The 12,799-nt window shown below is 70.7% G+C and carries 12 protein-coding genes; 5 read left to right on the plus strand and 7 right to left on the minus strand.

Going from position 1 to position 12,799, the window contains the following annotated elements:
* Window positions 1-184 precede the first annotated feature (184 nt).
* From ACFV61_RS27340 to ACFV61_RS27355, 4 genes are all read right to left on the minus strand, one after another.
* Window positions 185-1,708 carry an IPT/TIG domain-containing protein gene (locus ACFV61_RS27340; RefSeq protein ID WP_063352058.1) on the minus strand — a complete coding sequence of 508 codons (1,524 nt, stop codon included), beginning with the start codon at window positions 1,706-1,708 and terminating at the stop codon, window positions 185-187.
* Window positions 1,709-2,405: 697 nt separating this feature from the next.
* The gene (locus ACFV61_RS27345; protein ID WP_380334631.1) at window positions 2,406-2,735 is read right to left on the minus strand and encodes a S1 RNA-binding domain-containing protein; all 330 of its coding nucleotides are present in this window, start codon (window positions 2,733-2,735) and stop codon (window positions 2,406-2,408) included.
* 515 nt (window positions 2,736-3,250) lie between these two features.
* On the minus strand, window positions 3,251-4,651 hold the full coding sequence (locus ACFV61_RS27350) for a sensor histidine kinase (RefSeq protein WP_380494427.1): 1,401 nt from the start codon (window positions 4,649-4,651) through the stop codon (window positions 3,251-3,253).
* Window positions 4,648-5,334: a response regulator transcription factor gene (locus tag ACFV61_RS27355; protein WP_063352055.1), complete on the minus strand. Its 687-nt coding sequence runs from the start codon at window positions 5,332-5,334 to the stop codon at window positions 4,648-4,650. Before ACFV61_RS27355 ends, ACFV61_RS27350 begins: the two co-directional genes overlap by 4 nt.
* A 63-nt stretch (window positions 5,335-5,397) precedes the next feature.
* On the opposite strand from ACFV61_RS27355, the gene ACFV61_RS27360 reads away from it, so the two are divergent.
* From ACFV61_RS27360 to ACFV61_RS27375, 4 genes are all read left to right on the plus strand, one after another.
* On the plus strand, window positions 5,398-6,606 hold the full coding sequence (locus ACFV61_RS27360; RefSeq protein ID WP_363367497.1) for a UDP-N-acetylglucosamine--N-acetylmuramyl-(pentapeptide) pyrophosphoryl-undecaprenol N-acetylglucosamine transferase: 1,209 nt from the start codon (window positions 5,398-5,400) through the stop codon (window positions 6,604-6,606).
* A 60-nt stretch (window positions 6,607-6,666) separates the two neighbouring features.
* Window positions 6,667-7,695 carry an SDR family NAD(P)-dependent oxidoreductase gene (locus tag ACFV61_RS27365; RefSeq protein WP_380494430.1) on the plus strand — a complete coding sequence of 343 codons (1,029 nt, stop codon included), beginning with the start codon at window positions 6,667-6,669 and terminating at the stop codon, window positions 7,693-7,695.
* Between the two features lie 176 nt (window positions 7,696-7,871).
* Entirely contained in the window at window positions 7,872-8,663 is a 792-nt protein-coding gene (locus ACFV61_RS27370; protein WP_380494443.1) for a nucleotidyltransferase domain-containing protein, read from the plus strand.
* 186 nt (window positions 8,664-8,849) lie between these two features.
* Complete coding sequence (locus ACFV61_RS27375; RefSeq protein WP_380494432.1) at window positions 8,850-9,689, plus strand: hypothetical protein; 840 nt, start codon at window positions 8,850-8,852, stop codon at window positions 9,687-9,689.
* Window positions 9,690-9,760: 71 nt separating this feature from the next.
* Here ACFV61_RS27375 and ACFV61_RS27380 read toward each other — a convergent pair whose 3' ends face one another.
* The 3 genes from ACFV61_RS27380 to ACFV61_RS27390 form a co-directional block, all read right to left on the minus strand.
* On the minus strand, window positions 9,761-10,300 hold the full coding sequence (locus tag ACFV61_RS27380) for a hypothetical protein (protein WP_380494434.1): 540 nt from the start codon (window positions 10,298-10,300) through the stop codon (window positions 9,761-9,763).
* Window positions 10,301-10,468: 168 nt separating this feature from the next.
* Entirely contained in the window at window positions 10,469-10,849 is a 381-nt protein-coding gene (locus tag ACFV61_RS27385) for a VOC family protein (RefSeq protein WP_363367504.1), read from the minus strand.
* Between the two features lie 180 nt (window positions 10,850-11,029).
* Entirely contained in the window at window positions 11,030-12,163 is a 1,134-nt protein-coding gene (locus ACFV61_RS27390; protein WP_363367506.1) for a DUF4185 domain-containing protein, read from the minus strand.
* 426 nt (window positions 12,164-12,589) lie between these two features.
* Between ACFV61_RS27390 and ACFV61_RS27395 the strand changes: the two genes are divergently transcribed.
* Window positions 12,590-12,799, plus strand: a 210-nt coding sequence (locus tag ACFV61_RS27395; RefSeq protein WP_380494437.1) for a hypothetical protein, incomplete at its 3' end; no start/stop codon positions are given.

Genomic DNA, 12,799 nt, shown 5'->3' on the forward strand with positions numbered 1-12,799 from the left:
TCGGGTGTGCTCTCTGACCTGGGCGCCCCCCACACCACCCCGAGCTCCGCCCCCCCCCCCACTTTCGAAACGCGCCCTAGCAGTGATCACAGCGCAGGACTGTGTGACGAGCTCTCAGGTCTCCGTTCCCCGGGCTACTACGCCAAGAGCCCTGCTCCGCCTTCGTCTTCTGCCTCCTCGCCGGCTACGGGATGATGACGCCTGCGTTGGCGGTGGAGGGCAGCAGGCCGGCGGTGCCGGCGAAGGCGGCGGTGTAGCCGTCGTTGGCGAGGATCAGCGGGAAGGTGATCGCCTCGGAAAGCTGGGCGGTGCCTTCGGCGTTGGTGATGGCGGTGCCCAGGGTCCGGTTGCCGGTGCTGAAGGTGATGGTCTGGCCGGGCACCGGCAGTCCGGTGACGAGGTCGACCAGGGTGGCGTTGAGGAACGGGTAGAACACTTGCGGCGGGAACAGCTTGGCCAGCGCCGGGGTCGCGGTCAGCGAGGTGGCGTCTGCCAAGTAGGTGAAGCCGTTGACCAGACTGGCGGTGCCACTGGGGGTGGCGACGGTGACGGTGGCCGGTCCGGCCGCCCCGGGCGGGGTGGTGGCGGTGATCTGCGTGCCCGCGGCATTGACGATGACGTTGGTGGCGGGGTTGCCGCCGATGGTGACGCTGGCGCCGGTCAGGTTGGTACCGGTGATGGTCACCACGGTGCCGCCGGTGGTGGATCCGTGGTTGGGACTGATGCCGCTCAGCGTGGGCGCGCCCTGAAAGACGCTAACGCTGTTCGACCCGAAGTTGGCGACATAGACCTTGCTGTTGGGGGCGACCGCCACGTCGATCGGCTCGGTGCCGACGGGGATGGCGGCGCCCACCACGGTGTTGGTGCTGGTGTCGATCACCGTCACGTTGTTGGCCCCGAGGTTGGCCGTGTAGACGATGCCGTTGGTGGCGGCCGCGATTCCCCAAGGGCTGGAGCCGACGGGGATGCTGGGGACCAGGACGGTGTTGGTGGTGGTGTCGATGACCGTCACGTTGCTGGATGCGATGTTGGCGACGTAGGCGTTGCCGTTGGGGGCGATCGCGATGAAGTTCGGCTGGGTGCCGACGGGGATGGCGGCGCCCACCACGGTGTTGGTGCTGGTGTCGATCACCGTGACGTTGTTCGACCCTCGGTTGGCGACATAGGCGTTGCCGTTGGGTGCGACGGCCATTCCGACCGGGTTGGAGCCGACGGCGATGGGCCCGCCCGTAACGGTGTTGGTGGTGGTGTTGATCAGGGACACGCTGTTCGCGAAGAACTGGCTGACATAGACGTTGCCGCTGGGAACGACCACCGCCGCGGCCGGACCGCCGGACAGCGGGATCGGGGCGCCCACGAGCGTGTTGGTGGCGGTGTTCAGCACCGACACGTTGGCCGAGCCGTTGTTGGGGATGTAGGCGTTGCCGTTGGGGGCGACCGTCAGCCAGCTCGGGGTGGTGCCGCCTTCGGGGATGCTCGCGATGGTGACGGTGTCGGTGCTGGTGTCGATCAGCGTCACAGTGTTCGAGCCGCTGTTGGTGACGTAGAGGTCACCGCTGGGGGTGAACGCCAGCCCGACAGGACTGGTGCCGACAGCGATCGTAGGGTCTTCGGGGCCTGCCGCCGCCACCTGGCCGGTGGGGGCGTGGCCAACAGGGCTGGGGATCGGCAGCAGTTCCTGCGCTGCTATCTGAACGTCCGTACTCATGCGGACCCCTTCGGTGGGGGCTGCCCTCGTCCCGTCGAGCCGTCGTGTAGAAATCGTCCAGGACCGCAGATCCCGCCCTGGGGCACATCGACGACTGACCGCACACTGGGCATAGCCACGGGCCGCTCACCCTGAGGAGGGATAGGCAGCCCGGCGGTTGAATTAACCCTTTCATCCCCGCAACGCCGTTGGGTGAAACGCCACTTCGTACCGAAAGCGCGGCATTCTCACAGAAACCATCGGCCCGATCCTCGCCTTGACCGTCACCGCTGCGAGCCGGCCCGAGAGCGTCCGTTCGAGTTCATTTGTGATCGAACTTCACCGGGAACTGGAGGTGGCCTATGGCGAACTTCTCGCCCAGCGAGGGCGTTCTGCGAACCTTTGTCGGATTTCAGCTTGAGTTGGGGGCAGGTGGCGCCACTGGCAGCCGGTACGGGCCTGGTAAAGGATCGCCCGGGTAGGCCCTGCCCTCGCCCATGCCCACAGCAGGCCGCATCCCCGATGGACGTCAACCCTCGTAAGCATAAGGCGAGTTCGAAACAACGGATGAAACAATCAGACTTTCACAGGACTCCCTCTCGGCGGCAACCACTGAACTCCGGCGCGGTCATGAGCCAGGACACGGTAGTTGGAACCAGTAGGACCAGGCGAGCTGGCGTCTTCTGATCAGCGGGACGTGATTGTTGGCACCGGGTGGTCACGCTTCTTGCGACCAGTCGTGAGATGTGTCCGCTCCGCCGGCCGCGCGTAGCCGTACCCGGTGACGCTGGAGGTCGACCTCGGCTACGTTCACCGTGATCAGCTCGCCTTCATCGACAAGCAGATCCGGAGTCTCGACCGGTTCGCCGGTCAGCTCAGAGAGATGAGGGAATCCCACAACGTCGGGATCAAGCTGCGCGAACACGCCAAAGGGAATGATCTCGGCTTTCTCCCCTTCGGCATCTACGAGCTGCACGAGGACATCCGCTCCGTCGAACCCGGTGACCTTCACCGTTCTCATGGCCCCCGGCCGGAGCTGGTTGATCAAGGACTGCATACGAGGGGCAGGGGCCGGCTCGGACATGGAGGTGAGCCTAGTCGGCGCCGGCCGCACCGGTTTCAACTCTCGTGAGCAGACCCCACTCAACGCGTCGCTGGCTCAGGCGACTCAGCGTGGCGAGACCAGGGCGCCGCCACCTGTCGGTTCCAGTCACACGAGCCCGGCAACGGTGACGGTACGGGGGTCCTCGTCGTTGGCTGGAGGTCTGTCGCGCGCGGTTCGGGTTGGTCTGGCACCGGCAACCGAACGCGATGTCCCCCCAGCCGTTCGGCGGCGAGGCGGCTGCAGTACCTGCACCGGACGTGGTGGGGGTCGTCGGAGTAGGACGGGTCGGTCAGCGCTGCCAGGTGGTCGTAGCCGTGCTTCTCCGCGTACTCCCTCGCCTCCGACACGGAAACCGGCGTCAGGTCCGCGTACGCGCCGTGGCGCCGTCGTTTGCCGCCAACCGGCAGCGCGGTGACGGGTGGGCGCTCGGACGGCGGGTCGGAAGCGGGCCGTCCCGTTCAGCCCGGCAGCCGCAGGCGGAACAGCGCCCCGCCGCCGGGGGCGGCCTCGGCGGTGAGGGTGGCGCCGTGCGCGTGGGCGATCTGGCGCGCCATGGCGAGCCCGAGCCCGGAGCCGGGCAGGGCGCGGGCGGCGGAGGCCCGGTAGAAGCGGTCGAAGACGTACGGCAGGTCCTCGGGCGCGATGCCGGGGCCGTGGTCGCGGACGGTCAGTTCCAGTCCGGCGGTGAGCCGGACCTCGACCGTGGCGCCCGGCGGGCTGAACTTGGCTGCGTTGTCGAGGAGGTTGGAGACCAGTCGGGCCAGCCGGGCCGGCACGCCGGGGACGGTGCGCTCGGCGGCGCCGTGGCCCGGGGCGCCGTCCGCGTCGTCGTCCAGGGTGAAGGCGATCGCCGGCCAGTGGCCGCGCGCGGTGTCGACGCAGTGCCCGACGAGCCGGCCGACCGCGACCTGTTCGAGCAGCGGCTGCGGCTCCTCGTCGCGGGCCAGCTCGATGAGGTCGTTCACCAGTCCGGTCACCTCGCGTAGCTGGCGGTGCAGCGCGGCCGCCGCCCGCTCCCGCTGGCCCTCGGTCAACCGGTCGGCGCGGGCCAGCAGTTCGGCGTTGGTGCGCAGCGCCGTCAGCGGGGTGCGCAGCTCGTGCGAGGCGTCGGCGACGAGCCGGCGCTGGGCGGCCACGGACTGCTCCAGTTCGCCCAGCATGGTGTTGAAGCTGCCGGCCAGCCTGGTCAGTTCGTCCTCGCGGCGTCCGGGCGGCAGGTCGATCCGCAGCCCCGCGTCCCGGGTGTCGGCGATCCGTTCGGCGGTGCGGGTCAGCCGGGCGACCGGGGCGAGGGCGGTGCGGGCCACGGTGCGCCCGAGGACGGCGGCCAGCAGCAGGCCCGCCGCCGCGACGGCCGCCATCAGCGCGCCGGCCTGCCGCACCCCCTCCTGGACGCTGTCGGCGCGCAGCGCGACCTGGACGGCCTGCCGGGCGCCGGGCGGCGCCGCGATCATCGGGGTGGTGAGCATCCGGGCCGGGTGGCCGCCGATGGTGAGGTCGGTGAAGTAGCCGGCCCGCTGCCGGTTCGCGACCTGGCGGGTGGCCGGTGTGACGGGCAGCAGGTACTGCTCGTTCGGTGGTTTGCCGGGGTCGGCGGAGACGATCTGCGCGCAGGCCGGGGCGGCAAGGTAGTTGCACTCGCCGTAGACGACCTGCGGCCCCTGGTCGCGGTGCTGCTGCTGCACCAGGGTGGCCTGCTGGGTGAGGTGCTGGTCGAGCTGGTGGTTGAGCTCGTAGCGGACGATGCTGAACGCGGCCGCGCTGATCCCGAGCGCCACCACGGCGACCGCGGCCGTGCAGGCGAGGGCCAGCCGGGTGCGCAGCGGGCGCCGGCGCCGCCAGCGCGCGTGCGCCCTCAAGCCCGGTCCAGCCGGTAGCCGACCCCGTGCACCGTGTGCACCAGCCGGGGTTCGCCGCCGGCCTCCAGCTTGCGGCGCAGGTAACCGACGTAGACGGCGAGGGAGTTGGAGTCGGGGCCGAAGTCGGCGCCCCACACCCGCTCCATGATCACCTCGCGCGGGAGCACCTGGCCGGGGTGGCGCAGCAGCACCTCCAGCAGTGCGAACTCGGTGCGCGAGAACTCCACCGGCCGCCCGGCCCTGCTCCCGGTCCGGGTGGCCGGGTCGACCTCCAGGTCGGCGAAGCGGTAGCCGGGCTCCTCGGCGGCCGGGGCGCTGCGCCGCAGCAGGGCACGCAGTCGGGCGGTCAGCTCGTCCAGCGCGAACGGCTTGACCAGGTAGTCGTCGGCCCCCGCGTCGAGGCCGTCGACGCGGTCGCTCACCGAGTCGCGCGCGGTGAGTACCAGGATCGGGAGCCGGTCGCCCAGGGCCCGCAGTCGGCGGCAGACGGCCAGCCCGTCGAGGACGGGCATCATCAGGTCGAGGACCATCGCGTCGGGCTGCCAGCCGGACACCTCGTTCAGCGCCGCCAGCCCGTCGGCGGCGCCGCGCACCTGGTAGCCCTCGACGGCCAGCCCGTCCTCGACGGCGGCCCGTACCTCCGGATCGTCGTCGACGACCAGCACTCTCTGCCCGTTGCTCATGCGGACAACCCTCTCAGAACGACTCTGAGAACTCTCTTAGGCGGCCTCAGCAAGCTCGACGGCATGCGGACAGAACACGGCAACCATGCCAACCACGATCCGGCCCGCCCCCTGTCGGTGGTGATCGGCGCCGGCGGCACCGGCGGACACATCTACCCGGGCCTCGCACTGGCCGAGGCGCTGCGCAGAGCCGACCCGCGGGCCGTGATCTCCTTCGTCGGCACCGAACGCGGACTGGAGACCACCCTCATCCCGCAGGCCGGCTACCGGCTGCACACCGTCGACATGATCCCCTTCGACGCCTCCCTCGGCCCGCGCCGCTACCTGCTGCCCGCGGCGCTGCTGCGCTCCGGCCGGGACTGCCGGGAGATCCTGCGGGCCCAGGGCGCGCAGGTCGCGGTCGGCATGGGCGGCTACCCGAGCGCGCCGGTGATCGTCGGCGCCAAGATGGCCGGGCTGCCGAGCGTGGTGCACGAGTCGAACGCGGTGCCCGGGCGGGCCAACCGCTTCGCCGCCCGGCTCACCCCGCACATCGCGCTCGCCTTCGACCGCACCCGCGAGCACCTGCCCGCCGGCCGTTCGGCGCAGACCGTCGGGATGCCGCTGGTCGGCGCCGTCGCCCAGCTCGACCGGGCGGCGCTGCGCGCCGAGGCCCGTCGGCACTTCGCCGTCCCGGACGGCGTCCGGCTGCTGGTCTTCAACGGCGGCAGCCTCGGCGCCGCCCGGCTCACCGCGGCCGCCGTCGAACTGGCCGGACGCTGGCGCCACCGCACCGACCGGCGGCTGCTGATCAAGACCGGCCCGGCCGCGTTGGCACAGGTCCGGGCCGCACTGGACGGCAACCCGGTGGCGCACGCCGTCGCCTACCTGGACCGGATGGACTTCGCCTACGCGGCCGCAGACCTCATGGTGTGCCGCGCCGGCGCGGCCACCGTCGCCGAACTCTCCAGCCTCCGGATGCCCGCCGTGCTGGTGCCCTACCCGCACGCGCCGCACGACCACCAGACCCACAACGCACGCGTCCTCTCCGACGCCGGCGCCGGCCTGCTGCTGCCGGACGGCGAGTGCACCGGCGAACGGCTGGCCGCCCTGGTGGAACCCCTGCTCGCCGACCCGGCCCGGCTCGCCGCGATGGCGCAGGCCGCCGACCCGGGCGACCACGCGCGCGCCGCCGACCTGCTGGCCGCCAAGGTGCTCCGCGTCATCGGCCGGACCCCGGCACCCGCGCCGCCCGCCGTCCCGGCCCCCGTCCCCGGCCCGTACGACCGCTGACCGCTCGACCGCTTGACCACTGACCGCCGACCACCCGCCCCGAACCACCGGAGGACCACCATGAACCGCCCCGCCCACCCCAACACCCCCGCCGCACACCAGGACTGGACCGGCCGGACCGTCCTGGTCACCGGTGCCGAAGGCTTCATCGGCAGCACCCTCGTCGACCTGCTGGTCGCCCGCGGCGCCCGCGTCCGGGCCCTGGTCCACTACAAGCCGTACGCCGAGCGCGGATACCTCGCCCACTACCTGGCCGACCCCGACAGCCCCGTCGAGATGCTCGCCGGCGACGTCCGCGACGCCGGCCGGGTCCTGGACGCCGTCGCCGGCTGCGACACCGTCTTCCACCTCGCCGCGCTCATCGGCATCCCCTACAGCTACCAGGCCCCCGAGGCCTACGTGCAGACCAACGTCGTGGGCACCCAGAACATCGCCGCCGCCTGCCTGCGGCACGGCGCCCGCCTGGTGCACACCTCCACCAGCGAGGTGTACGGGACCGCGATCACCGCACCCATCGACGAGCACCACCCGCTCCAGCCGCAGTCCCCGTACTCCGCCTCGAAGATCGGCGCGGACATGATGGCACTCTCCTACTGGCACGCCTTCGAACTGCCGGTCGCCGTCGTCCGCCCGTTCAACACCTACGGCCCGCGCCAGTCCGCCCGCGCCGTCATCCCCACCATCCTGGCCCAACTCCACTCCGGCGCACGGGAGATCAGGCTCGGCTCGACCACCCCCACCCGGGACTTCACCTACGCCACCGACACTGCGGAAGGCTTCCTGGCCGTCGCCCGCGCCGACCGCACGCTCGGCGAGACCGTCAACCTCGGCACCGGCAGCGAGGTGTCCATCGGCGACCTGGCCAAGGCCCTGATCGTCGCCTCCGGCCGGGATGCGGACATCGTCGTCGACCCGACCCGGCTGCGCCCCGGCGGCAGCGAGGTCGAACGGCTGCTCTCCGACAACCGCAAGGCACGCGACCTGGCCGGCTGGCAGCCCCAGGTCGGCCTGGACGAGGGCCTGCGCCACACCTCCGACTGGGTCGCCGAACACCTGCACCTGCTCGCCCCGGACCGCTACCAGGTCTGACGCCGCCCCTGCGGCCAACTGTCCCATCGGGCATGGGCCTTGGTGCCGGAGCCGGCCACCGGCTCCGGCACACACCCGCCCTCGAAGCCCCCGCACCCGGTGACCACCGGCGCAAACGGCTGGCCCGACGCAGGGGTGACTGCCAGACTCGCTCCGTGCGAGCGATCATCGAGGAGATGGCCAACCGCCTGGCCGAGGTGCCGGGCGTCGTCGGAGTCATGCTCGGCGGCAGCCGGGCCCGCGGAGAGCACCGGCCGGATTCGGACTGGGACCTCGGCGTCTACTACCGTGGCGGGCTCGATCTCGCCGCGTTGCGCGCGCTGGCCGGCCCCGAGGTGGAGGTGGCCGGCCCGGGCGGCTGGGGGCCGTGGGTGAACGGCGGCGCGTGGCTGCAGGCCGACGGCGGGGCGGTGGACTGGATCCTGCGGGACATGGACCGGGTCGAGCAGGTGTGGACGGACTGCCGCGAAGGCCGGTACGAAGTCGGCGTGCAGGCCGGGCATCCCCTCGGCTTCTGGTCGCCCTGCTACGCGGGCGAGGTGGCGCTCGGCCAGGTCCTGGCCGACCCCGCCCGCGAACTGACGGACCTTCAGCAGAAGGCCGCGACCTACCCCGAGCCCTTGCGAGAGGCCTTGACGGCGGGAGCCTGGGAGGCGGAATTCCTGGTCACCGCCGCAGCAAAAGGCGCGGCACGGGCGGACACGTTGTACGTCTCGCTCTGCCTGTCCCGGGCCGTCGGCGTACTGGTGCAAGCGATGTTCGCCGAGGACCGGCGCTGGTGCCTCAACGAGAAGGGCGCGCTGGCCGTCGCCGAGACACTTCCGGCCGCGCCAACCGGCTTCGGCCCGCGAGTCCGCGGCCTGTTGGGGGCGCCCGGAGAGAGCGCCGAACTGCTGGCGGCCACAGTGGCCGAGGCACGGGCGCTGGTCGAGGAGACCCTCGCCGCGCTTCGGAGCCGCACCGAGTAGCAGCACACACCTTGAGCCGGGCGCCTTGCCGCTGGCGGCTCGTCGGCTCACCGGTGTTCGACATCGCTGGGGCAGTGCCAAACAGTGCGGAGAACTCACGTCTGCGGGCGCGGCTGCTGCCGTCCCGCCGAGTCGGGAGCGAAGAGCGGAGCCCCCGTGTCCTCCGCTTGCGCTAGTCTCCGGCAAATGTCGAGGATTGATCGATCTTTCGTTCGGAGCAGGCGGGGCACCTCCGCCCTCCGGATCCGGACGGTTGTAGGCATCGTCCTCGGTGTCGCCGCGTTGACCGGCTGCGACCCGAGTGGTGCCTCCACGACCCCCGCGAAGGGGCCGTCCCAAGCAAGTAGCGCGACCGATACGGCGCCGACTGCCGCAACTCCCGCCACACCTGCCGCTGCACCAGGCCCGACAGCCACATCACTGTCCTTCAGTTACCACGCGCTGGGCAAACATGAGTACATCGATCAGACGCTGTCCATCGACAACGACGGGCAGGCCAGCGCGGCGCCCACTCTGACGATCACGGCAGTGGACGGCAGCGGTAACGATCTGCCCGACGTGCAGGTCACCACGGCGTACGGGAGTGACCGAGGCAGTCTCGTCATCCAGCCCGGCGGTGGCTACGACGTCCTGGCCTTCCACGGGGCTGACGCCCAACGGGTCGCCAATGTCAGAGTGACCGTCAAAGAACTCGCCGCGGCGGACCTTCCGGCGGACGCGTCCGCGGTCGAGGCCGAGCCGGCGGATTCCGCAGGCCAGCAGCTGACCAAGTTCGACGCATTCGACCAGGTCATCGTGAAGAACCCGAACAACGCGGCCGTATCGGTCCGGATCGTCTACCTGGTCTACAACCAGACACCGGCCGGAACGCCCCAGCAGGCGATTGAAGTGGTCCCGATCGGCGGGCTGATCACCGTTCCTCCCGCAGGCACCGTTTCCGTGGCTGTGTCTGGAGACGCAAGGACGGCCGTTCAGAAATACTCGGGTGGACCGGCCGTGAGCGTCAAGGCCTACTTCTCCCGTTAGCCGATCGCGCGGGGCCATCGGACCCCGGCCCCGCGCCATCGGGCGAGCAGCGAATCGCCGGACGGCGGGAATCAGCTGGTTCGGTCCTTCGGGTTCACCGTGCAGAAGTACACGCGGTTGGTCTGCCTGTCGAAGTAGAAGCTCCCTGTGTACTGGGTCCGCGTGACCGACTTGTCGAAGGCCTCACTGTGGAGCCACGCCATCGTGTCCCCGACCTCGGCGGCTATCTCCTGCGGGACACCGCATCCGATGCCGCCCTCCCGCCACGTCCCGCTGCCCGTGATCGCCGTCAGCGTCGCCGGATCGAGCTGCGCCACCCCGTCCAGGCTCACGTCGGTCGGACCGGGGACCTCCGGCACGGAGTTCTTCGTCAGCACCCGGCCGACCCACTTCGTCGCGGACAGCTCACCCAGCTGCGGGAAGTGGCGCTTCAACGGTTCCACATCCGTCCGCACCTCCGCCGGGGTCGTCACGACGGCGGTCGGGCGGCGGTCCTCACCGTGCCCGGCGGCACTGCTCTCCGGTGCGGACGCACAGCCCGAGGCGAGCAGCGCCGCGGCGGGAATCAACAGCAGAGTCCGAGCGCCGCCCGCTCGCTGCTTCACCTTCACCGGCGCACGTTTCACGGGTTCGTCATCCCTGACCTTCTCGGTTGAACGTCTCTGCACACGACTTTCGCCACGTCAGATTCGCGACCGATCAAGGCACCTCCGCCGCACCGGACTTCGCGGCAGAGCCCGAGTGCCCGGAACCTGGCGCCGAGGCGTGGCCGATCGTCATCAGAGCGGGTCGATGCGGGCCTTGAGCAGGCAGAACTCATTGCCTTCGGGGTCGGTCAGGACATGCCACTGCTCCTGCCCGGTCTGGCCGATGTCGGCCGGGCGGGCGCCGAGCGCCAGAAGGCGTTCGAGCTCGGCGTCCTGATCGCGGTCGGTGGCGTTCACGTCGATGTGCAGCCGGGACTTGCCCGGCTCCGGTTCGTCCCGGCGGCTGAGGAAGATCGTCGGCTGCGCACCGCCGAACCCTTCGCGCGGCCCGATCTCCATCGAGCCGTCGTCCTCGCGACCGAGTACGACGAAGTCCAGGACCTCGCACCAGAACCGCGCCAGCACCTCGGGGTCGCGGCAACCGAGCACCAGCTCACCGATACGACACGCCATGACGAATACCTGCTCTCAGCCGGGGAACCGCCGGGGAGACCACACGCGAACGGCGCGGGCTCCCGGCAGCGAAACAACCCCGCGACCGTACCGGACGAGGCGAGCACGGTCGACACGATTTCCGGGCCGCTGCGGGCCCGACGCGGGGCCGGCGGCATCGGGCCCGAAGCCGGTGCGGGCTCAGGACAGCATGTTGATCCGGTACTGCATGATCCGGTAGTTCGTCGGGTCGTACCACTGGCTGACGACGATGTGGAAGTTGCCGAACGTCGAGCCGGGGATGACGAAACCGCCGTACGGGCTGGCGACCAGGTTGGCGACCTCCTGGCCCGGGGCGCAGGGGAGGATCATGGCCTGCTCCAGCGTCGTGGTCAGGTCCGAGGTCGGGAGGGCGAAGACCATTGCCCTGATCGACAGTTGGTCCATGTTCAGCCACGTGAGGACGTACTTGCCGTCCATGGCGCGGAAGCACATCTCGCCCCACTTGCGGGTGCCGAAGACGGTCGTCGGGGCGGGCGCGTTCCACCGCCAGCCGCCGTCGGCGTAGCCCCACGGCTCGTAGGCGTCCGGATTGCCGAGGCTCTCCTTCCGTACCCGGTGCAGCAGCATTCCCGATTCCACGTCGCGGTTGAAGACCGTGGACAGGACGTAGCAGTAGCCGTCGTCGGCCACAGCGTACGTCTTCTGCTGGAACTGGCCGCCGTACAGGTCGCCCGGCCACTGGCACAGGTACTGCCAGGTCTCACCGTTGTCGGTGGAGCGCCAGAAGTCGGTGTGGTGGGTGTCGTAGATGACGCCGCGCATGAGGTGCATGTACATCACGCCGTCGACGACGAACACGTCGGACGGGATCGCCGTCGTGGCCTTGTCGCCGACCGGGTTGTGCGGCTCGTCGACCAGGCTGTTGGCGTGGCTGCCGCCGACGCTGCCGTCGATGCGCAGGTTGTTCAGGTCGGCGCTGCTGGAGCGCAGGCCGACCGGGGCACGCCAGTCGGCGGCGCCCACCTGGGCGCCGTCGAAGGTGTCGCCGCAGACGAAGAGCATGGTGCCGTCCGGACACAGCACCGGGATGCCGAGGTCGGTCCACGGCGAGGCGAACGGCCCGGTCTCGACCGGGCCGCTGAGGTTCTTCACCTTGGTCGCGACCGTCGGGCTCGGAGGGTCGTTCGGACCGCCGGCGATCGCCGCGGGGGCACCCGAGCCGATGGCCCCCGCCCCCACGGCGACGCCGATGCCGATCTTGAGGACCCTGCGGCGGGAGGGCCCGCCGGTCGTCGCGTCGTTCCCGCCCGATGAGCCCGATGAGAGTGTCATTTCTGCCGATGGCCTTTCCGAGTCGACGAATTCCCGTGGCACCGAACGGATCGCGCACCTCGGCGGCGACGGGTCGCCACCGAGGCTACGGCGCCCCGTCGCCCTGCCGTCGATCGGTGGGCAAACCTTCACCCAAATTGGCTATGCCACACGGAAGTTCCGCATCCGGACGTGGACCGGCCGAGGTGAGATAGGGCCGAATGTCCGCAGCCGGGCGGCCCACCGACCACCGGCCGCCCCGTGACCCGAGCCCGGACGAACACGGCGAGCAGCAGGGGCTCTCCCGGGCGCAGGTTTCGATCGATCGGCGCGTGCATGCCGTCTCACGCCCCCTGATCGAGACGCGAGCATCACATATCGTATGCATATCGCTACCGTTGGAATATGACGCACTCTTGAGTCCGCAGTCTCCTCATTCGTGGGGTCGTGGCCTTCGTGCTCCTGGCTGCGCCCCTTGGGGCGCGGGCCGCAGCCGCACCCAGTACGGGCGAGGACGCGCGGCCCGTCATCAGAAACCTTGCCCGCGGTGACCGTGACCTGCTGCAGCAGGCGGTGGACGCCCAACTCGCCGCGAGCAAGAACGGTAAGCAGACCGCCGCCAACGAGATCACCTACCCGGACGGGGCGGTGGTGGTC

The organism is Kitasatospora sp. NPDC059817, from assembly GCF_042731835.1.
Lineage (GTDB): Bacteria > Actinomycetota > Actinomycetes > Streptomycetales > Streptomycetaceae > Kitasatospora.

Excerpts from the sequence above, each read along its gene's own strand:
- ACFV61_RS27340 (WP_063352058.1), bottom strand. The coding sequence starts at position 1,708 with ATGAGTACGGACGTTCAGATAGCAGCGCAGGAACTGCTGCCGATCCCC.
- ACFV61_RS27355 (WP_063352055.1), bottom strand. The coding sequence starts at position 5,334 with ATGAGCAACGGGCAGAGAGTGCTGGTCGTCGACGACGATCCGGAGGTA.
- ACFV61_RS27360 (WP_363367497.1), top strand. The coding sequence starts at position 5,398 with ATGCGGACAGAACACGGCAACCATGCCAACCACGATCCGGCCCGCCCC.
- ACFV61_RS27365 (WP_380494430.1), top strand. The coding sequence starts at position 6,667 with ATGAACCGCCCCGCCCACCCCAACACCCCCGCCGCACACCAGGACTGG.
- ACFV61_RS27370 (WP_380494443.1), top strand. The coding sequence starts at position 7,872 with ATGGCCAACCGCCTGGCCGAGGTGCCGGGCGTCGTCGGAGTCATGCTC.
- ACFV61_RS27375 (WP_380494432.1), top strand. The coding sequence starts at position 8,850 with ATGTCGAGGATTGATCGATCTTTCGTTCGGAGCAGGCGGGGCACCTCC.
- ACFV61_RS27385 (WP_363367504.1), bottom strand. The coding sequence starts at position 10,849 with ATGGCGTGTCGTATCGGTGAGCTGGTGCTCGGTTGCCGCGACCCCGAG.
- ACFV61_RS27390 (WP_363367506.1), bottom strand. The coding sequence starts at position 12,163 with ATGACACTCTCATCGGGCTCATCGGGCGGGAACGACGCGACGACCGGC.